Here is an 18,575-nt window from a genome sequence, read left to right as displayed (position 1 = left end):
GGCTCTCTGCGGAGGGCCGTTTTTTTTGCCTGAATCTTGATTTGTTAATCGAAATGATAATAATTGTCGTTCCGTATTGCATCTAACAACAAGACGACATTATGAACTCCTCACGTTTTACGTTATGCGCTCTGGCCGGTGCCGTCACGCTGGCATTGCAGGTCCAGGCTTTCGCCGAAGAATCTACCATCGTCGTCACGGGCTCAGAGCAGGGCAGCGCGCTGCCGGCCTGGACGAACAGCGCCACGAAATCGGCCGTTGCCGAAAGTAAAACGCCCCAGGTCATCAATACGCTTTCTGCCCCGGAAATTGAAAAGCGTCATGCGAACTCCGTGAATGAAATCCTGCGCTATGCCCCGGGCGTCTCAACCGAAGTGCGCGGTAATACCTCCTACATGAGCGAATACAAAATTCGTGGCTTTACCGTCGATCAGGAGTTCTATAACGGATTGCAGTTGCCCTATAACGTCACCGGCAATACCAAGGCTCGTATCGATCCGCTGTTGATTGACAGCGTCGATATCCTGAAAGGGCCTTCATCGGTGCTTTACGGCGGTGGTTCGCCGGGCGGGCTGGTGAATATTCAAAGTAAAAAACCGCAGCGGGAAGCGCGAACGGAGGTCGGTTTTAATACCGGTAACCGCAACCTGAAAGAGGGTTATCTCGACTCAACGGGGCAGATAGCCGACAGCGACTGGAATTACCGTCTGCTGGGCAAGGCGACGGAGAATGACGATCAGCCGCACACCACCCGGTATGAAAATTACCTGGTCGCCCCGTCCGTCACCTGGCAGCCCGACAGCAAAACCCGTCTCACGCTGGATGCGCTGGCGCAAAACTCCCCGAGCCTGACGCCGTCAAATCCGCTCCCGCTGTCTTATCTGCGCTCGAAATATGCCGATCGCCGTGATTACGCCGGAGATGAATGGAGTGGGTTTAAGCAGCGCCAGTGGATGCTGGGCTATAGCTTTGAACACGAGTTTGACAGCGGCTGGGGCTTTAACCAGAAAGCGCGCTATTTTGACGTCGATACCCACCAGCGCAGCGTCTATGCGACAGGAACGGGGAGTGAGGTTTATCAGCTCAACCGCTTTGCTTACACCACCGATGAAGATCTTAAGAGCTTCAACATCGACAACCAGGTGACGAAAACCGTTGCGCTGGGTGAATGGCAGCACCATCTGCTGGCCGGGTTTGACTATCAGAAGATGAACTCGCATTTCCACTATCGTTACGCATCGGCCACGCCAGGCATGGATATGCGCGAACCTGACTATACGCAAATCAGCGAAGGCGCACTGGGGCTCTACACCGCCCAGAAGAATCGCCTCAGCTATCAGCAGAACGGTTACTACCTGCAGGATCAGGTGGAATTCGGTGGCTTAAATCTGTTGGGTAGCCTGCGCTACGACGATTACCGCTCCGTCACCACCGATTACCTGAAAAACGGGGATAAAGCCTGGGTGTCGCAGGACCGCGTCACCAAACGTCTGGGCGCGCTTTACGCCTTCGATAACGGTGTTTCACCGTTTATCAGTTATTCCGAAGGTTTTGCGCCGGTGTCACCGCAGGGAACGCTCACGGCAAAAGACGTCAAACCGATCACCAGCAAGCAGGTGGAAGGCGGGGTAAAATATCTGCTGGCTGAATACGCCACCACCTTTACCGCCTCAGTGTTTAACATCCGGCAGAAAAACGTTGTCACCTCCGATCCGGGCTTCCTGAATTATCGTCAGACCGGGGAAGTGGAATCCAAAGGGGCAGAGCTCTCCGCCATCAGCCGTCCGACGGACAACCTGACGCTGATTGCCAACTATGCCTACACCCATGCGATCAATACCGAAGATGATAAATACCAGGGTAAACGTCCAACTCAGGTGCCGGAGAACGCTTTCAATCTGTGGGGGGACTACACTTTCGAGAGTACGCCGCTGAAAGGGCTGATGCTGGGGGCTGGGGCACGCTACACCGGTCCGATGGAAATTTCACCGGCTAACGATGCGGGTAAACTGGGCGGCACCACGCAGTACGATCTGGCGGCCTCGTACCGGATGGGCGAAATCATGCCTTCGCTGGCGGGACTGACGCTTAAGGCGAGTATGCAGAACATCACCAATAAAGAGACGCTGACCTGCTACGACGCAACCAACTGCTGGATTGGGCGTGACAGGACGTATCAGCTAGGGGCGAGCTACAGCTTCTGACTGCCCGGTGGCGCTGCGCTTACCGGGCCTGCAAACCCAACGCAGGCCGGGTAAGGCGTAGCCGCCACCCGGCAATACCCCCTTACTGCGCCGAGGCTTTCACCGGCGCCGCCTCGTCATTCGCCGCAGGCTGATTTTCCGGCACGCTGTCACACGGTTTTTCTTTTGGACAGACCAGATCCAGCATTTTCAGCGTCACGCCATTACTCCAGCCGAACCCATCCTGCAGCGGGTACTCGCCACCGCCGCCGCCCGTACCGGTTGTTGATACGTCATATTTCTCCACCAGTTTCTTCTCGCGGTCGTAAGTGTGCTGCACGTTCTTCAGGAAGCGCCAGGTGACATCCATCGCCACCTTATTCTGCCCGTAATTCTGCAACCCTTCCGTCGCCACCCACTGCAGCGGAGCCCAGCCGTTTGGGGCATCCCACTGCTGTCCGCTGTTGATCGTGGTGGTGGTAATGCCGCCCGGTTTCAACAGGCGCGCGGAGGTCGCCGCGGCAACTTTATCGGCACGCTCCTGCGACGCCGCCTTCACGTAGAGCGGGAAGAGAGCGGCCGCGGTAAGCTGATTACGCACCTTCTTACTCTTGAGGTCGTAATCGGCATACCAGCCCTCTTTATCATTCCACAGGTGGTTCTCAATGGCTTTCTGACGCGCGGTCGCCAGCGCCTCGTATTTACTCGCCGCGGCGCTATCGCCTGCCTCCTGGCTTGCCCGCGCGAGCAGTTTTTCCATTTTAAACATCAGCGCGTTCAGATCGACGGGCACGATGCTGGTGGTGCGGATCGTGCCGAGTTTTTGCGGATCGTCCATCCAGCGGGAGCTAAAGTCCCAGCCCGAGGCCGCTGCGGAGCGCAAATCACGGTAGATCTCAGTCGCGGGTCGGTTAGGGTTGTTTTTGGCGGTATTGACGTCGTCAAGCCAGGACTCGGGGCGCGGAGTATCGCGGTCATCCCAGTAGCGGTTGAGCACCGAACCGTCATCCAGCTTCACGACACGCTGGTTAGCTTGCCCTGGCTGAAGAGAATCCACGCCCTCCATCCAGTAGGCATACTCTTTTTCCATCTGCGGGCGATATTTCTTTAGCGCATCGCTGTCGTGCGTCGCCAGCAGTTCCACCATCATGGAGAAGAACGGCGGCTGGGAGCGGCTCAGGTAGTAGCTGCGGTTGCCGTTGGGGATATGTCCAAAGGTATCAATCTCCCAGGCGAAGTTATCCACCATATCGCTGATTTTGTCCCAGTGGCCGCTTTCCGCGAGACCCAGCATGGTGAAATAGCTGTCCCAGTAGTAGACCTCGCGGAAGCGTCCGCCGGGCACAACGTAAGGCTTCGGTAACGGCAGCAGGGAATCCCATTTATTACTGGCTTTATCGGTGGTACGCGTCAGTACGGGCCAGAGATCGTCAATATGCTCGCGTAAACTTTGTCCTGCGGGCGGAACATACTTTTCGCCTTCCGCAGGCAGCGTGAAGTTCATCTCTACAAAGTGGCGCAGATCAAAGCTGGACTGGGTGTGCTGCATCCGGTAATCCGCCAGGATCATCAGCGGATCGCTTTTGGGGACGGCATCAGCGAAGGTTTTCTGATCGGGAAACAGTTTGGCACTTTGCACATCATTAAAGAGAGGGCCAAGTAAAATATCGGGGGAATTTTTCTGGAACGCAGGCTGTTCATCAGCATAACTCAATGTCGTCGCACCGAGCAGCGCGCCTCCCAGCGCGAGGTGCAAAAGAGCAGGGCGTAAAGTACGAGGTCTTATCATCTGTTCGTCTCCTGTATTCGCTCAGCAGCGTGACCGCTGTTATCAATCACCTGAAAACCTTAGACGAATATCGACCGCTTCGCGTGTTCAATATCCCATTTTGCGCAGAACCAGACAATTTACCGCTTCGCCCGTCCGGTCCGGCCGGGAGGAATTAGTTGTGCAAATGAAATTAAAAGAATTATGTCTTTAAAAAATCATATATATTGCACGTTAAAATATACATAAACCTAATGAAATAAGAGTGTGAAGCGGGTGGTCTTTCTTCTCTTCATTACCGCAAGTTTTCTCTGCGCCGATCACACAAGTTAAAAATCATAATTACGTTGTGAAAAAACATAATAGCACCGTTGAGGGTATTTGGTGGAAATGGCTGTGCTCGATATTTGGGTATTCACTTTTATAATCAGGATGGATTCTATGCAATTAAAGAAAACGGTAATTCTGATAAGCGCATTCTATTCCGGCGCACTTTTGGCGGCACAACCCTCAATGAACGTGGAAGAAAAGCTGGCGCAACTGGAAGCGCAAATTCAGGAGCTTAAACAGCAGCAGGCCGCCGCGACGCAGGCTGCGCCAGCCGTTGTGGTGCAGTCGGAAGAGCCGGTGAGCAAAACCGCTCCGCCAAAACTGACGCTCTCAGGGTTTGGTGATATTAAATTTTACGGTGATGTGGAATTTAATATGGATGCCGCCAGTAAAACGGGTAGCCTCACGTCTGTTAAGCAAAGTGCTAATAGCGACTGGGCGCCGGGCGATAAAGAACGCTGGGATATTAACGGGCGTATTTTATTAGGCTTTGATGGTTATCGTAAAATGGATAACGGTAATTTCGCCGGGTTCTCCGTCCAGCCGCTCGGCGACCTCGCCGGGAAAATGTACCTGGATGATGCGGTATTCTTCTTTGGCACTGAGAATGACTGGGAAATAAAAGTCGGACGCTTTGAGGCCTATGACATGTTCCCGCTCAACCAGGATACGTTTGTGGAATACTCCGGGAATACCGCAGACGATCTCTACAGCGACGGCTACGGCTATATCTATATGCTGAAGGAGGGGCGCGGGCGAACCGACAGCGGGGGCAACTTCCTGATGAGCAAGACGCTGGATAACTGGTATTTTGAGCTGAATACCCTGTTCAAAGACGGCAGCGATTTGTATGTCGACCAGCGTTATCACGGTGCAGAACTTGAGAACGACAAAAATGTGGCCTACGTGCGCCCGGTCATCTCTTGGCAGAATGGACCGTTTTCCAGCGCGGTTGCTATGGAGACCAACCTGGTCAACAACGCTTATGGCTATCGCGATGACGCCGGACGCTGGATAGATCAGTCAGAGCGAACGGGCTACGGGTTCACGATGACCTGGGACGGGCTCAAAACCGATCCGGAAAACGGAGTGGTCATGAATCTCAACACGGCTTATCTGGACGCGACGGGCGAAACCGACTTTACCTCAGCTATTAATGCCCTCTGGCGTAATTTTGAGTTGGGTTACATCTATGCCCATAACGAAATCGACGAGTTTAATACCTCAACGTTTGACGCAGAGTGTGAAAACGACTGCTGGATAACCGACCCGGGCGAGTATGACATCCATACTATTCATACCTCGTACCTGATCCCGAACGTCATGAAGATGAAAAACTTCAACATCTATCTGGGCGCGTATGCGTCATGGGTCAATGCATCCCCGAAAGAGGGTGACAATAAAAATGACGAGCGCTACGGTGGTCGCGTGCGCTTTAAATACTATTTCTGATGTCCTGTCAGTCGGTCAGACCTCTTCCGGGGTCTGGCTGACTTCCCGAAGCGTGCCCGGCGCATGGCCGATGATGCGCTTAAATGCCCGGCTAAACGCCGCCAGAGACCCGTAACCGAGCCGCAGCGCGACGGTTTCAATCGGTTGATTTTCATGGCGAATATACTGAATAGCCAGTCGCATTCTGAGCTCGCTGAGATATTTTGCCGGCGTCGTCCCCGTCGCCGCCAGAAACCGTTCAGCGAACACGGAGCGGGAGGTGCCCGCTTCTTTCGCCAGATCCGCCACGCTCCAGTTCAGGCCCGGCTGCTGGTGCATGGCGTAGATGGCCCGGCTCAGACGCGGATCGCGTAAGACCTGCACCCAGCCCGTCGCTTTACCACAGCCTGCTTCAACCCAGCCCCGAACAATCAATGCCGCCACCACGTCAGCCAGACGGGCGAGGATCCCGGCAAACCCGACCTGACGCGTCATGGACTCGCGCTCCATCGCGGCCAGTAGCGGATGAATTTCCGGCCAGGTGGACATCAACCGGCTGACCATCATCACTTCCGGCATCGCTTTGATCAGCGGCTGCATGCCGCCCAGCTCAAAATCCATACACCCGCTAAAGATGATGGTGTTTTCGCTCTCCGGGCAGGGCTCACAGGTAATGGCACAGACCGAGCTACAGATGGGCTCGCTGGGGAAAGCGTTGACTGGAGTGATGGTTGCCTTTTCGTCAGAGAGCAGGGCATGGGCATTACCGCCAGGAATAAACAGCGCATCGCCGCTGCTCAGTTCGAAGGTTGCACCGCTGTCCATTCGCAGCAGGGCGTTGCCGTGGCTCACAAAATGGAACTGCGCCTTGCCCGGTGCCTGATGGAACGCGACGCCAAACGGTGCACTGGCTTCAATCCGGCGGTATTTCACCCCCGACAGACGCATGCCGCGTAAAAGTTCGCTGATCAAATCGGGTGACTGTGCGGTCATGGCGTAACTCCGGACGAATAATCAATAAGTGGAGATTATATGTCATAGATCGTCCAGGGTGAACCCTCTATGCTTTTGCGACAGTTGTCACACTTTTATAACGGGAGATCAACAGATGAATGCATGTGTCGAGGCGAGAGAGGCCGTCGCGCCTGCCAAACCCGCCTGGCGAGCCGTCTATTCACTGGGGCTGGGGGTTTTTGGTTTGATAACGGCGGAGTTCCTGCCCGCCAGTTTGCTGACGCCGATGGCCGCGAGCCTGGGCGTCAGTGAGGGGATGGCCGGGCAGGCCGTGACCGCCACTGCGCTGGTGGCGTTAGTCACCGGACTGCTGATCACCCCGGCGACCCGGAAAATCGATCGTCGCTGGGTATTGATGTTTTTCTCCGTGCTGCAAATTATCTCCAGCCAGCTGGTAGCCTTTGCGCCCACTCTGCACGTTCTGCTGATGGGGCGTCTGCTGTTAGGGGTTGCCATCGGTGGGTTCTGGGCGATGTCGACGGCCACAACAATGCGTCTGGTTCCGGCGGACAAAGTGCCGAAAGCGCTGGCGGTGATCTTCTCCAGCGTGTCGATCGCCACCGTGGTCGCGGCCCCGCTGGGGAGCTATCTGGGAAGCCTGATCGGCTGGCGCAACGTCTTTATTCTCTGCATTCTGCCGAGCATGCTGGCGCTGCTGTGGCAGATCTGGGTGCTGCCGTCCATGAAGCCAGAGAGTAGCGGTAGCCTTGGCACATTGTTCCGCGTGCTGCGCCGTCCTGGCATGATTGGCGGCATGCTGGCGACCATTCTGATCTTTAGCGGCCATTTCGCCTTCTTTACCTACCTGCGCCCGTTCCTTGAAACCGTCGGACAGGCAAATGTTGAAACCATTTCGCTGATCCTGCTGGGCTTCGGGCTTGCCAACTTTGTCGGCACCTCCATTGCCGGGCATCTGCTGGCCCGTAATCTGCGCCTGACGCTGGCCCTCGTGCCATTCGGCATGGGCATACTCGCGCTGATGATGGTGGCGTTTGGTCATCTGGCGATGCTGGACGGATTACTGGTGGCGCTGTGGGGCTTTGCGTTCGGTCTGGTGCCGGTAGGCTGGTCAACCTGGCTTGCCACCACCGTTCCGGATGAAGCCGAAAGTGCCGGAGGGCTGCTGGTGGCGTCCATTCAGCTGGCGATTAGCGCTGGCGCGGCCGGGGGCGGGGTGGTGTTTGACCTCAACGGGGCCAGCGGCGTGTTTGCCGGAAGTGGTTTCCTGCTGGTGACGGCGATGGTCATTGTATTTATGGGCGTGAAGGTCAAAGCGGCGTGATTTTATGCCGGGTGGGTGCTTATCCCACCCGGCTTGAGGCTTACAGCCCTTTTTTATCCATCAGCACCGCCAGGTCCACCAGGCGGTTGGAGAATCCCCACTCGTTGTCATACCACGCCAGGATCTTCACCATGTTCCCGCCAATCACCAGCGTGGAAAGCCCGTCGATAATGGAGGAGCGCGGATCGCCCTGATAATCGCTGGAAACCAGCGGTTCATCGCTATACCCCAGAATGTCTTTCAGTGGCCCACTGGCTGCCGCACTGCGGAATGCGTCATTCACCTCTTCGGCAGTCACGTTACGGCTCAGGGTGACCGTCAAATCGACAATCGATACCACCGGAACCGGCACGCGCAGGGAATAACCGGTCAGCTTACCATCCAGAGAGGGGATGACTTTGCCGAGCGCTTTTGCAGCGCCGCTGGAGTAGGGCACAATCGACAGCGCCGCCGCGCGTGCACCGCGCAGATCTTTTTCCGGCTGATCGTGCAGTGCCTGGCTGTTGGTATAGGCATGCGTGGTATTCATCAGGCCATGCTCAATCCCGAACTGCTGATGCAATACCTGCGCGGCCGGAGCCAGACCGTTCGTGGTACAACTCCCGTTACTCACGACAACGTGCTGAGCCGGGTCATAGCGATCGTGGTTCACGCCCATGACGACGGTCAGATCGTCGTTCTTGCCGGGCGCGGAGATGATGACGCGCTTTGCACCACCGTGCGTGACGTGCACCGCAGCTTTTTCCCGCTCGGTAAAGAAGCCGGTGGCTTCAATTACCACATCCACGCCAGCTTCACGCCACGGAATATTTGCCGGATCGCGTTCGCTAAACACCACGATCCGCTGGCCATCAACCTGCAATGCGCCGTCAGCCGCTTCAACCGGTGCGGGCAATTTACCCAGAAGGGAATCGTGTTTCAGCAGGTGGGCGAGGGTTTTGCTGTCCGTCAGATCGTTAATGGCCACAATCTGAAGATCCGGGTTACCCAGTGCTGCGCGCAGGAAATTACGTCCGATACGGCCGAAACCGTTAATACCGACCTTAACCATGGTGCACTCCTTATCTCTGTTGTCTGGAGTCACTGTAGGCGTCAGGCCGATTGGCGTAAACGACAAAAAAGGATCAGATTAGGCCATCTTGCGACAGTGGAAGCGCTGGCGGTACTCGCCCGGGGTAAGGTGGAGCTGTTTCTCAAACACGCGGCGCAGGTTAATGCTGGTGCCAAACCCGCTTTGCTCAGCAATGCGCTCAAGGGAATCACGGGTTTGCTCAAGCAGCTGTCTGGCGGCGGCCAGGCGCGCTTCGGTCACGTAGCGGGCAGGTGGAACGCCTGCGTCCCGGGTAAAGACCCGGGTGAAATTGCGCGGGCTCATCGCCGCTTTCTCGGCCAGATTTTCTACGCACAGGTCGGCAGTGAGGTTCTGTAGTATCCAGGCCTGCAGGTCGCTTATTGGCCCAGACGCGCCGGACGGCTGCAGGCTATAGCGGCTAAACTGCAGCTGACCGCCGGGCCGGCGCAGGTACATCACCATATCCTGCGCCACGTCGCGGGCGAGGGTGAAACCATAGTCATCCTCCACCAGCGCCAGAGTGAGATCAAACCCCGAGCTCACGCCGCCGGAGGTCCAGACGGGACCATCCTGAATATACAGTGGACCGCCTTCGACGCGGATAGCCGGATACTGGGTTTGCATGGTCTCCAGCAACCGCCAGTGGGTGGTTGCGCGACGACCATCCAGCAGGCCGCTCTGGGCCAGCAGCATCGCGCCGCCGCAAATGGAGGCTATCCGCCGGGCATGCGGCGCAGCAAGGTGCAGCCAGTCCACCACCGCCGTGCTCTCCTGCTCGTTCATCCCGCGTCCGGTGATGATAATGGTGTCCAGCGGTTCACGCGGATCAAGTTCAGGCAGACGATAATCCGCCAGCAGATTCAGGCCGGACTGACCGTGGATCACCTGGTGCGGCTGCGTGGTGGCGATAATAATGCGGTAGCGGGGGTGCGCAAGCCCTTCCGGGTGCAGCCGGTTAGCCTGCATCAGAATGTCGGCGATGCCGGCGGCTTCAAACAGCATGCCGCCGTCAGGGACGATAATTAAGATCTTCTTCATGTCCTGAAAAGTACCTTTATGACAGAATAAGTCAAGCCGCGCGTGGGCCTCTGTTTCTGGCAAAGCAAAGCGATTTAAGTTCTTTGTCATTTCAGACGTTATCCCCGATCGTCAGGGTAGTGTCTCTGGCGAAACGGCGTCTGAAGGAATGGGTAAACGAAGATCTCTCTATTTGCATCCGCAACAGCGCGATCGCATCCACCATCTTGCATCAGGATTTCTGTGGCGAAGCGAATTGCCCACATGGCTGCTGATCCTGACGATTTACGCTGGCTGGTTTACCACGCTGACGTTCTGGCAAACGCTCGGCCTGCTGCCCGCCACGCTGCTGCTTATCTGGTTTACCGCCTGGTACATGTCCCTGCAGCATGAGTTGATCCACGGGCATCCCACGCGTTTTGCCTGGCTTAACCAGCTGTTTGGCACGCTCCCGCTGGCGGTCTGGTATCCCTATGGCCTGTACCGGGATTCCCATCTGGCGCATCATCGTCACGACAGTCTGACCATCCCGGTGGATGACCCGGAGTCGTACTATTTTACAGAGGCGAGCTGGGCGCGCTTTTCCCCCTGGCAGAAGCGCATGATCCAGGCCCGCAATACCTTCTGCGGGCGGATAGTGCTGGCACCGCTGCTGGATATTTTGCAGACGCTGGGGATCGCCGTGGCGGCCTTTCGTCAGCGTCAACGGCGGGCGATGGCGATGTGGCTGGTTCACGCTGTGCTTCTGGCGGCGCTTTTCACCTGGATGACGCATAACGGCTTTTCACCCGTCTGGTTTGTGCTGGCGGTAAGCTATCCGGCGCTGGCGCTGACCAAGGTCCGTTCCTTTTACGAACATCGCGCGGCGGACGATCCGCTGGCGCGTTCCGTCATTAACGAGGCTGGGCTATTCTGGCGGGTACTGTTTTTAAATCTCAACTACCATTCCATTCACCACGATTTACCGGGCGTTCCCTGGTATGGGTTACAGACGATCTACCACCAAAACCGCGAGGCGTACCGGCAGCGTAACCACGGTTTTGTAGTCAGGGGCTATGGCGAATGGCTACGCCAGTTCTCGACCCGGCCAGTGGCGGTCACCGTTCACCCCGGAAAACAAGAGGAAAGATATGAGTAACCTGCTGGCGTTTCCCATGTATGCCGTGGATCGCGCCGACACTCGCGCGCTCTGGCTGGCGGTACAACAACGTCTGGCCGACCGGGGCGTGTACGTTGAGCGTGTCCCCCGCTGGCCCGAATCGGACCTGCTGAACCACTGGCAGCAGCCGGCGCTGATTCTCAGCCAGACCTGCGGCTACCCGCTGGTCACGCAGCTCCCGGAGGTGCAGGTGGTGGGCTGTTTTCACTACACGGCAGCGGGATGCGAAGGGAGCCACTACCGCAGCGTTCTGGTGACGCGCTCGGAGGATCGGCCTCTTTCGCTGGCGGATTTTCGCGGACGCCGGGCGGTCTGTAATTCTCCTGACTCGCAGTCCGGCTATCACGCGCTGCGAAAAAAAGTGGCACCGTGGGTGACCCGCGCCCCTTTCTTTTCGCAAACATCATTCAGCGGCAGCCACCGTCAGTCGCTGATTGACGTCAAACGTGGGAAGGGTGATATCGCCGCTATCGACTGTGTCACCTGGGCACTCCTGCAGCGTCATGAGCCGGAAGCGTTGGCGGGTCTGACGGTGATTGACCAAACTCCGCTAACGCCGGGCCTGCCCTTAATCACGTCGCCTCATACACCTCCTGACACGCTTAACGCCATCCGCGATGCGCTTCACGCGCTGGTAACCGTCCCGGAGCACCGGGCGGTCTGTGATGCGGTGCTGATCGGCGGGTTTAGCGTGGTCACGCGCCAGGCTTATGCGTTATTGTCCGCATGATAAATCTCCTGCGCGTCGGTAAAACAGCGCAGCGCCAGGGAGGAGAGGGGTTTTTGCCTGCGCATTATCAGGCCGATGGGCGCCTCAATGTTCGCGTCGGCGATGGGGACAATCCTGAAATGGTTGTTTAGCGCCTCAAGCCCGTTGTTCAGCGGCATCACGGCGCAGCAAACGCCGCTCTGAACCGCCTGAATGATCTGGAACGTAGAGTCGCTCTCGAAAACGGATCTGGGTTCGATTCCGGCGGCGGCAAAGCTGGCCTCCATATGCGCCCGGTAATGCATCCCTTTTGTCAGGAACCCCAGCGGAAAATCCGTCAGGTCCTGCCAGGTCAGCGGCGTCGGGTCCAGCTGGAAATGACGAATATCATGCAGCAGGCCCATCTTCGTCTCAGGCAACTGAATAATGTCAAACAGGCTGGTATCGATGCTGTTGAGATAGCAAATACCCAGCTCCAGCTGGTTGCGGCTGACGCCATCGGCAATGTGTGCAGAGGACATGGAATAGAGGCTGTAGGTCAGCTCCGGGTATTTTTGCGTCAGCTGGCGGATAAAGATCATCGGATCGACGCTCGCCAGCGGAACCATCCCCAGGCGTAATTCACCCACCACCTGGCCTTTGCACAGCGCGGCTTCCGCCTGTAGTCCGTCGTGAGCGGCAAGCAGAGCACGCGCCCACGCCAGGATCCGTTCGCCCTCTGGCGTAAAACCCTCAAAGCGCTGCCCGCGCGCAATCAGCACCAGACCGAGCTCCTCTTCCAGGTTGCGGATGCGCATGGAGAGGGTCGGCTGGGTGATGTTGCACTGCGAGGCCGCTTTACCAAAATGGCGGGTCTCGTCGAGCGCAATTAAGTATTTTAACTGTTTAATATCCATGGATGACTCTTCGCGAACAGCCTTACAGCATGCGGATCTCTTTCGAGCGCAGGATGATGCGAACCGGAACGGATTTGTAAGACGGTGTACCGCTGTCCTTATCCAGATAATCGAGCGGCACCAGCACGTTGGCCTCCGGGTAATAAGCCCCGACTGAACCCCGCGCGATGTGGTATGCCACTACGGTAATGTCTTCCAGACGCTGAACGCTGCCGGGCAGGGCGGTTTCGATATCCACGCGGTCGCCGTGTTCCAGCCCTGACAGGGCCATATCCTCTTCGTTCATAAACAGCACGTCGCGGCGGCCAAACACGCCACGGTAGCGGTCGTCCAGAGCATAAATGGTGGTGTTGTACTGATCGTGGCTGCGCAGCGTAATCAGACGCAGAACATGCTCGCCTTCGCCGCTGGCGTTCTCGTGTACGCCGTCGAATACGGAGAACATCGCTTTTCCCGTCGCCGTTGGCCAGACGCGTTTCGTTGGGGGAAGCGGCATACGGAAGCCGCCCGGAATACGGATCCGCGCATTGTAGTCCTCAAAGCCCGGGATGGTCTGCTCGATCAGATCGCGGATACGGTCGTAATCTTCAACCAGCGTCATCCAGTCCACGCGGGTCTCCTGCAGGGTGGCTTTCGCCATGCCGGCGACGATGGCGGGTTCTGAACGGAGTAACGGTGAGGCGGGTTTGAGCTTGCCGGACGAGGCGTGCACCATCGACATGGAGTCTTCGACGGTGATGGACTGACGACCGGTGGCCTGAACATCCAGCTCGGTACGGCCAAGGCACGGGAAAATAAACGTCTCTTTACCCACCAGCAGATGGGTACGGTTCAGCTTAGTACCAACGTGAACACTCAAATCAAGGTTACCCATTGCCGGGAAGCCGTTCTCGTGGTCGGGCATCGCGACGGCAAAGTTACCGCCGAGGCAGATAAGCGCTTTCGCCCGACCGTCGATCATGGCCTGGGTCGCCTGCACCGCATCATGCCCATGGTGAGAAGGGGGCTCAAAGCCAAACACCTCTTTCAGACGGTTCAGGAAGGCCGGGGTGGGCTTCTCGCTAATCCCGACGGTACGGTTCCCCTGAACGTTAGAGTGGCCGCGAAGAGGGCATATTCCCGCACCGGGCTTGCCGATATTTCCGCGCAGAAGCAACACATCAGCGATCAGCCGGACGTTTGCCGTGCCTTTATTATGCTGGGTAATCCCCATCCCGTAGGTAATGATGGTGGCGTTGGATTTCGCATAGGCCTCGGCCACCTTTTTGAGCGCAGCCTGGCTGAGCCCGGACTCGCGCTCAATGTCATCCCAGCGCGTCTGCGCGATGTCGGCGGCAAAGTCATCAAAGCCCTGGGTGTGTTCTGCGATAAACGTGTGGTCGAGCACGTTACCGCGTTCGGCCTCCATTTCCAGCAGGTGTTTGGCCATACCTTTCAGCGCGGCGGCATCGCCTCCGGCCTTCACCTGGAAGTAGGTCGAGGCGATGTCCGTTGAGCTATAGGTTGCCATTTCAATGACGCTTTGCGGGTCAGCAAAACGTTCCAGGGCGCGCTCGCGTAACGGGTTAAAGACGATAATCGGCACGTTGCGTCGCGCCAGCTCATGAAGCGTACCCATCATCCGCGGATGGTTCGTGCCGGGGTTATGGCCGATGGAGATCACCAGCTCGGTGTTATCGAAGTCGTCCAGTGAGACGGTGCCTTTCCCGATCCCGATGGAGCGGGGTAGACCGACGCTGGTGGCCTCGTGACACATATTCGAGCAGTCGGGGAAGTTATTGGTGCCGTATTCGCGTGCAAACAGCTGGAACAGATACGCCGCTTCATTAGAGGCTCGCCCGGAGGTATAGAACTCGACCTGGTCCGGTTCAAGCTCGCGCAACACCTCGCCGATACGTTGAAAAGCCTCGTCCCACTCAACCGGTTTGAACGTGTCGCTTGCCCGGTCATAGCGCAGAGGATGCGTCAGACGACCATACCCTTCCAGCTCAAAGTCAGATTTAGCCAGCAGAGAAGAGACGGTGTTTTCCGCCAGGAACGCGGGGGTAACGCGTTTGCTGGTGGCTTCCCAGGTTACCGCTTTGGCGCCGTTCTCACAAAACTGGAAGGTCGATTTGTGTTCTTTATCGGGCCACGCGCAGCCCGGGCAGTCAAAACCATCAGGCTGGTTGGTGCGCAGCAGCGTGGCGGGGGCATCAAAGGTATCCATCTGGGTTCGTACCGCAATGGCTGTCGCTTTTAGCGCACCCCAGCCGCCGGCAGGGCCATCATAGTGTCTGATACCGGGAACTGAGCGTCTTTTCTTGTTCATACCTACTCCTGACTTGTTCGGTCATACCGCGCATGCGCCCGCCAATCCACTGAAAAGGGCAATAAGTTAAAGCAATGAGGGCCGGGTGGGGAAGTGCTCGCGACGCAACATAATTGCTTATCTTAAATACTATTTATTACAGCGGGTTACTTACGGGCGGCTTAAATATTTAAAGAAATTATAACGTTTTTTTATCATTTTAATAATAAATTATATCTATCATCCAGTAGGTGGGATAGATAGCGGTGGGCGAGGAAGGATGTAGCACTGATAAAATTTCGAATGAAGGCTCAGGTCGATGAGAAACAGAAATGCCACGGCTGGCAGGGGGTATAGCACCTTCAGGATTAAAATAGGGACCTGAATGTTTATTCTGGCTTAATGATTAATGGCTGTTTTGAAGTCTTATGCGGTAATTATTACAGCGTGAAATATATAGTTATTTTGAGCAGTAAAATTAACGCCCGCGTCATAAGTGAAATAGGCGTCCTGCGAGCGGGCAGTACGGTTAATATTAAAGATACCCTGTTAGTGCAACAAATAATTCATCGGCGATATATTGTTTTGACATCACCAATAGGAGAATTCTACTAATTATGGTAGTGGCGATAATAGCTTTATTGCGTTAATGAAAGTCGTTCTCTTTTGTGTTTTTTATTTTTACAACAATAACTTACGTCTGTGTGTGGAGTGAAAATAAGTGAAAGTAGGCCATGTCGGGTTTTTTTATCAGATAAATCCTATAATGTTTCGACTGCTTCATTAACCGCCACTTACGTAGCGGTAAATATTGAATTGATGCGAAGCTCATGTAAACTTGTTTACCGTTTGTCAAAATATGTCAGGAAGACGCTGGGCCTTATTCTGAAAGGTTCGTGCGGTAGCTATGCCCTCAAAATAGTAACACCCCGAAATTATCCTGACTATTTTAACAATAGCACCTAAGTCAAATTTCATCCCCTTATCTCCATTATCGAAATATCGCTACGGAAAAGCATATGAAAATGCGCGTACTGTTTTCACTTCTGTTTGTCATGGCGGTGGCGGGCTGTAAAGCGCCACAGAAACCTGCAATCAACGACGACACGATCGTGACCAGTCAGGTCAACGGTGTCACCTTAACGCACCGTCACGCCGTGTTGCCGCCGACGGAATTCACTCCGCTCAACGAGCCTTATCGTGCCATGTATCCGGCTTCCCTGATGAGCCGTCCTGACTTTGGCGGAAAGGTTATCCGTACGCTGGAAACCGGAAAAACCTACGTGGTGCTGGGTCAGGTTGAACACTACTGGATGGCGCTTGCCGATGAGGGTAATGACCAGCTGATTGGTTACGTCCCGATGCGTGCCGTTATCAAAGCCGACCAGTATGAAGCGACCGTCCGTAAACAGGCCATTCGTCCTAAGGCGCGTAAAAAAGCGACCTGCGTTGATGTCGATGGCAACAGCAAAGCCTGCAAAGACAGCGCTAACGGTACCTGGATCCTGAACTAAACGGCTTTCGTGGGCGTATTTTTATGAATAATAAAAATTTTCATAAGCTGTGGTTGGTCTTTTACGCGGCGGTTTTCGCCCTTGTGAGTGGTTGTACGTCGTCTTCACACAGCGACCCCTCCCGCTACAATCTGCAGTTTCAGGCTCATCCACAAATCAATGATTCTGCGCCGCTTAAAGTCCGTGTGCTGTTGTTGAAATCCGATGCGGATTTCATGTCCAGCGACTTCTATTCCCTGCAGAACAACGCGTCAGCAACCCTTGGCGCGAATCTGCTGAACAGCGATGTGTTCTTCCTGATGCCGGGACAGCTGTCGAAAACCCTCAGCGGTCAGAGCGATCCCGAGGCTCGCTACATCGGCGTGATGGCGGAATATCAGAAGCTGGATGGTAAAAAATGGCGCGTGTCTCTCCCTCTGCCTGTGCCAGGCGAAAATCATATCTACCAGTTCTGGAAATGGTCCGCGGATGAACTCCAGGCCAACGTTTTTCTCGACGTAAATGGCATTCGGGTCATCAGCCAGTAACGCGCTTCACAACAGGAAACACATCATCATGACGAAAGCAGAAAAGGTCGTCTGGACCGAAGGCATGTTCCTGCGTCCACACCATTTTCAGCGGACTGAAAGTTATCTGCTCAACCACGTTCGTGAATGGGGTGCGTTGCAGCGTTCCTATCTTTGGGGCTTTCTTGATGTTGAACTCGACGAAGCGATGCTTCGTCAGGGATGCATTGCCCTGAGCTACTGCAGTGGGCTTCTGCCAGACGGGACCTTCTTCCAGGTGCGCAACGGACGCAATGGTCCTGTGCCGCTTAAAATCCCTGACAATCTCACCAACGAAAAGGTGGTGCTCGCGCTGCCGGTACGTCGTGGCGAGCGGGAAGAGGTGATCTTTAGCGAAGAGCCGGCCTCGCTGGCGCGCTTCATCGCGTTCGAGCAAGAGGTCGAAGACGATAACGCCATGTCGGTGGGGGATGCCACCGTACAGTTTGGCCGCCTGCGCCTGACGCTGATGCTGGAAAAAGATCTCACGGCAGAATGGACCGCAATCGGCGTGGCGTTTGTCACTGAAAAACGCCACGACAACCACGTCCGGCTCGATAACAGCTACATCCCGCCGATGCTGAACGCCAATAACAGTCCGCAGATCTACAGCATGATTAACGATCTGCACGGCTTACTGGTGCAGCGCAGCCAGCAGATCGGCGGCCGTCTGCGCCAGCCTGGCCGTTTTAACACCTCGGAACTGATTGAATTTACGTTACTGTCGCTGGTGAACCGTCATCTTGGCGAGGTTTCGCATTTAAAAACGCTGCCGCTGCTGCACCCGGAAACCCTCTGGCGCAGCTGGCTGCCGTTTGCGTCCGAGCTCGCCACCTGGACCCCGCAACGGACCACGGAGAGCGTGCTGCCGGTCTACGATCACGACGATCTGGCGAACTGCTTCAGTAAGCTGATGCTGATGCTGCGTCAGGGGCTGTCGCTGGTGATGGAAGACCACGCTATTCAGCTGCCGCTTAACGAGCGCTCGCATGGTCTTAACATTGCCACCGTTCCTGAAACCAGCATGGTACGCGAGTTTGGCTTCGTGCTGGCCGTCAAAGCGAATGTGCCCGGCGAACACCTGCAAACCCATTTCCCTGCGCAGATGAAAATCGCGCCGGTGTCGAAAATCCGCGATCTGGTCCAGCTTCAGCTGCCGGGCATTATGCTGCGCGCCATGCCGGTCGCGCCGCCGCAGATCCCGTGGCATGCAGGCTACAGCTATTTCGAGCTGGAGAAGGGCAGCGAGCTGTGGCACGAGATGGATAAGTCCGGCGCCTTCGCCCTGCACCTGGCAGGGGAGTTCCCGGGGCTGGATATGGAGTTTTGGGCCATCCGTAGCCCGACAGAATAATAAAGCGAGCG

14 protein-coding genes are annotated in these 18,575 nt (G+C 56.0%); 8 read left to right on the top strand and 6 right to left on the bottom strand.

Annotated features, from left to right (window positions below):
* The first annotated feature begins 101 nt into the window (after window positions 1-101).
* Window positions 102-2,204 (top strand): TonB-dependent siderophore receptor, encoded by a 2,103-nt coding sequence (locus ACMGGM_RS04040; RefSeq protein WP_045134175.1) that lies wholly within the window; start codon window positions 102-104, stop codon window positions 2,202-2,204.
* A gap of 82 nt (window positions 2,205-2,286) precedes the next feature.
* Here ACMGGM_RS04040 and ACMGGM_RS04035 read toward each other — a convergent pair whose 3' ends face one another.
* Complete coding sequence (locus ACMGGM_RS04035) at window positions 2,287-3,972, bottom strand: alpha,alpha-trehalase (protein ID WP_023338423.1); 1,686 nt, start codon at window positions 3,970-3,972, stop codon at window positions 2,287-2,289.
* A gap of 420 nt (window positions 3,973-4,392) precedes the next feature.
* On the opposite strand from ACMGGM_RS04035, the gene ACMGGM_RS04030 reads away from it, so the two are divergent.
* On the top strand, window positions 4,393-5,733 hold the full coding sequence (locus tag ACMGGM_RS04030) for a carbohydrate porin (RefSeq protein ID WP_023338422.1): 1,341 nt from the start codon (window positions 4,393-4,395) through the stop codon (window positions 5,731-5,733).
* 15 nt (window positions 5,734-5,748) lie between these two features.
* Here the strand turns inward: ACMGGM_RS04030 and ACMGGM_RS04025 are convergent, their stop codons facing one another.
* Window positions 5,749-6,705: an AraC family transcriptional regulator gene (locus tag ACMGGM_RS04025; protein ID WP_023337412.1), complete on the bottom strand. Its 957-nt coding sequence runs from the start codon at window positions 6,703-6,705 to the stop codon at window positions 5,749-5,751.
* A gap of 115 nt (window positions 6,706-6,820) precedes the next feature.
* Here ACMGGM_RS04025 and ACMGGM_RS04020 point away from each other — a divergent pair, with 115 nt between their 5' ends.
* A complete protein-coding gene (locus ACMGGM_RS04020; protein ID WP_023338421.1) occupies window positions 6,821-8,008 on the top strand; it encodes an MFS transporter in 1,188 nt (395 codons plus the stop codon).
* 40 nt (window positions 8,009-8,048) lie between these two features.
* On the opposite strand, the gene gap is transcribed toward ACMGGM_RS04020, so the two are convergent.
* Window positions 8,049-9,059, bottom strand: coding sequence for a type I glyceraldehyde-3-phosphate dehydrogenase (gap, locus tag ACMGGM_RS04015; protein WP_023330621.1), 1,011 nt, complete (start codon window positions 9,057-9,059; stop codon window positions 8,049-8,051).
* Between the two features lie 78 nt (window positions 9,060-9,137).
* Complete coding sequence (locus ACMGGM_RS04010) at window positions 9,138-10,118, bottom strand: GlxA family transcriptional regulator (RefSeq protein ID WP_045134174.1); 981 nt, start codon at window positions 10,116-10,118, stop codon at window positions 9,138-9,140.
* A 148-nt stretch (window positions 10,119-10,266) separates the two neighbouring features.
* On the opposite strand from ACMGGM_RS04010, the gene ACMGGM_RS04005 reads away from it, so the two are divergent.
* Window positions 10,267-11,235: a fatty acid desaturase gene (locus ACMGGM_RS04005; RefSeq protein WP_045134173.1), complete on the top strand. Its 969-nt coding sequence runs from the start codon at window positions 10,267-10,269 to the stop codon at window positions 11,233-11,235.
* Window positions 11,228-11,986: a phosphate/phosphite/phosphonate ABC transporter substrate-binding protein gene (locus tag ACMGGM_RS04000; RefSeq protein ID WP_045134172.1), complete on the top strand. Its 759-nt coding sequence runs from the start codon at window positions 11,228-11,230 to the stop codon at window positions 11,984-11,986. Before ACMGGM_RS04005 ends, ACMGGM_RS04000 begins: the two co-directional genes overlap by 8 nt.
* On the opposite strand, the gene ACMGGM_RS03995 is transcribed toward ACMGGM_RS04000, so the two are convergent.
* Both ACMGGM_RS03995 and ACMGGM_RS03990 read right to left on the bottom strand, forming a co-directional pair.
* The gene (locus tag ACMGGM_RS03995) at window positions 11,965-12,861 is read right to left on the bottom strand and encodes a LysR family transcriptional regulator (protein ID WP_014884242.1); all 897 of its coding nucleotides are present in this window, start codon (window positions 12,859-12,861) and stop codon (window positions 11,965-11,967) included. The two genes, ACMGGM_RS04000 and ACMGGM_RS03995, sit on opposite strands and share 22 nt — an antisense overlap.
* Window positions 12,862-12,883: 22 nt before the next feature.
* On the bottom strand, window positions 12,884-15,172 hold the full coding sequence (locus ACMGGM_RS03990; RefSeq protein WP_045134171.1) for an FdhF/YdeP family oxidoreductase: 2,289 nt from the start codon (window positions 15,170-15,172) through the stop codon (window positions 12,884-12,886).
* A gap of 998 nt (window positions 15,173-16,170) precedes the next feature.
* Between ACMGGM_RS03990 and ACMGGM_RS03985 the strand changes: the two genes are divergently transcribed.
* From ACMGGM_RS03985 to tssK, 3 genes are read left to right on the top strand one after another with little or no spacing between them, the layout of a single operon-like run.
* The gene (locus ACMGGM_RS03985) at window positions 16,171-16,665 is read left to right on the top strand and encodes a hypothetical protein (protein WP_014884240.1); all 495 of its coding nucleotides are present in this window, start codon (window positions 16,171-16,173) and stop codon (window positions 16,663-16,665) included.
* 23 nt (window positions 16,666-16,688) lie between these two features.
* A complete protein-coding gene (gene tssJ / locus ACMGGM_RS03980; RefSeq protein WP_014884239.1) occupies window positions 16,689-17,192 on the top strand; it encodes a type VI secretion system lipoprotein TssJ in 504 nt (167 codons plus the stop codon).
* Between the two features lie 28 nt (window positions 17,193-17,220).
* Complete coding sequence (gene tssK / locus ACMGGM_RS03975; RefSeq protein WP_014884238.1) at window positions 17,221-18,564, top strand: type VI secretion system baseplate subunit TssK; 1,344 nt, start codon at window positions 17,221-17,223, stop codon at window positions 18,562-18,564.
* The last annotated feature ends 11 nt before the right edge of the window (window positions 18,565-18,575 follow it).

The sequence above is a fragment of the Enterobacter sp. BNK-14 genome (assembly GCF_047456095.1).
In the GTDB taxonomy this organism is placed as follows: domain Bacteria; phylum Pseudomonadota; class Gammaproteobacteria; order Enterobacterales; family Enterobacteriaceae; genus Enterobacter; species Enterobacter kobei.
Note: the sequence above shows the minus strand (reverse complement) of the source record. Positions and strands in the feature narration are given on the sequence as shown.

Excerpts from the sequence above, each read along its gene's own strand:
- ACMGGM_RS04040 (WP_045134175.1), top strand. The coding sequence starts at position 102 with ATGAACTCCTCACGTTTTACGTTATGCGCTCTGGCCGGTGCCGTCACG.
- ACMGGM_RS04035 (WP_023338423.1), bottom strand. The coding sequence starts at position 3,972 with ATGATAAGACCTCGTACTTTACGCCCTGCTCTTTTGCACCTCGCGCTG.
- ACMGGM_RS04030 (WP_023338422.1), top strand. The coding sequence starts at position 4,393 with ATGCAATTAAAGAAAACGGTAATTCTGATAAGCGCATTCTATTCCGGC.
- ACMGGM_RS04025 (WP_023337412.1), bottom strand. The coding sequence starts at position 6,705 with ATGACCGCACAGTCACCCGATTTGATCAGCGAACTTTTACGCGGCATG.
- ACMGGM_RS04020 (WP_023338421.1), top strand. The coding sequence starts at position 6,821 with ATGAATGCATGTGTCGAGGCGAGAGAGGCCGTCGCGCCTGCCAAACCC.
- gap (WP_023330621.1), bottom strand. The coding sequence starts at position 9,059 with ATGGTTAAGGTCGGTATTAACGGTTTCGGCCGTATCGGACGTAATTTC.
- ACMGGM_RS04010 (WP_045134174.1), bottom strand. The coding sequence starts at position 10,118 with ATGAAGAAGATCTTAATTATCGTCCCTGACGGCGGCATGCTGTTTGAA.
- ACMGGM_RS04005 (WP_045134173.1), top strand. The coding sequence starts at position 10,267 with ATGGGTAAACGAAGATCTCTCTATTTGCATCCGCAACAGCGCGATCGC.
- ACMGGM_RS04000 (WP_045134172.1), top strand. The coding sequence starts at position 11,228 with ATGAGTAACCTGCTGGCGTTTCCCATGTATGCCGTGGATCGCGCCGAC.
- ACMGGM_RS03995 (WP_014884242.1), bottom strand. The coding sequence starts at position 12,861 with ATGGATATTAAACAGTTAAAATACTTAATTGCGCTCGACGAGACCCGC.
- ACMGGM_RS03990 (WP_045134171.1), bottom strand. The coding sequence starts at position 15,172 with ATGAACAAGAAAAGACGCTCAGTTCCCGGTATCAGACACTATGATGGC.
- ACMGGM_RS03985 (WP_014884240.1), top strand. The coding sequence starts at position 16,171 with ATGAAAATGCGCGTACTGTTTTCACTTCTGTTTGTCATGGCGGTGGCG.
- tssJ (WP_014884239.1), top strand. The coding sequence starts at position 16,689 with ATGAATAATAAAAATTTTCATAAGCTGTGGTTGGTCTTTTACGCGGCG.
- tssK (WP_014884238.1), top strand. The coding sequence starts at position 17,221 with ATGACGAAAGCAGAAAAGGTCGTCTGGACCGAAGGCATGTTCCTGCGT.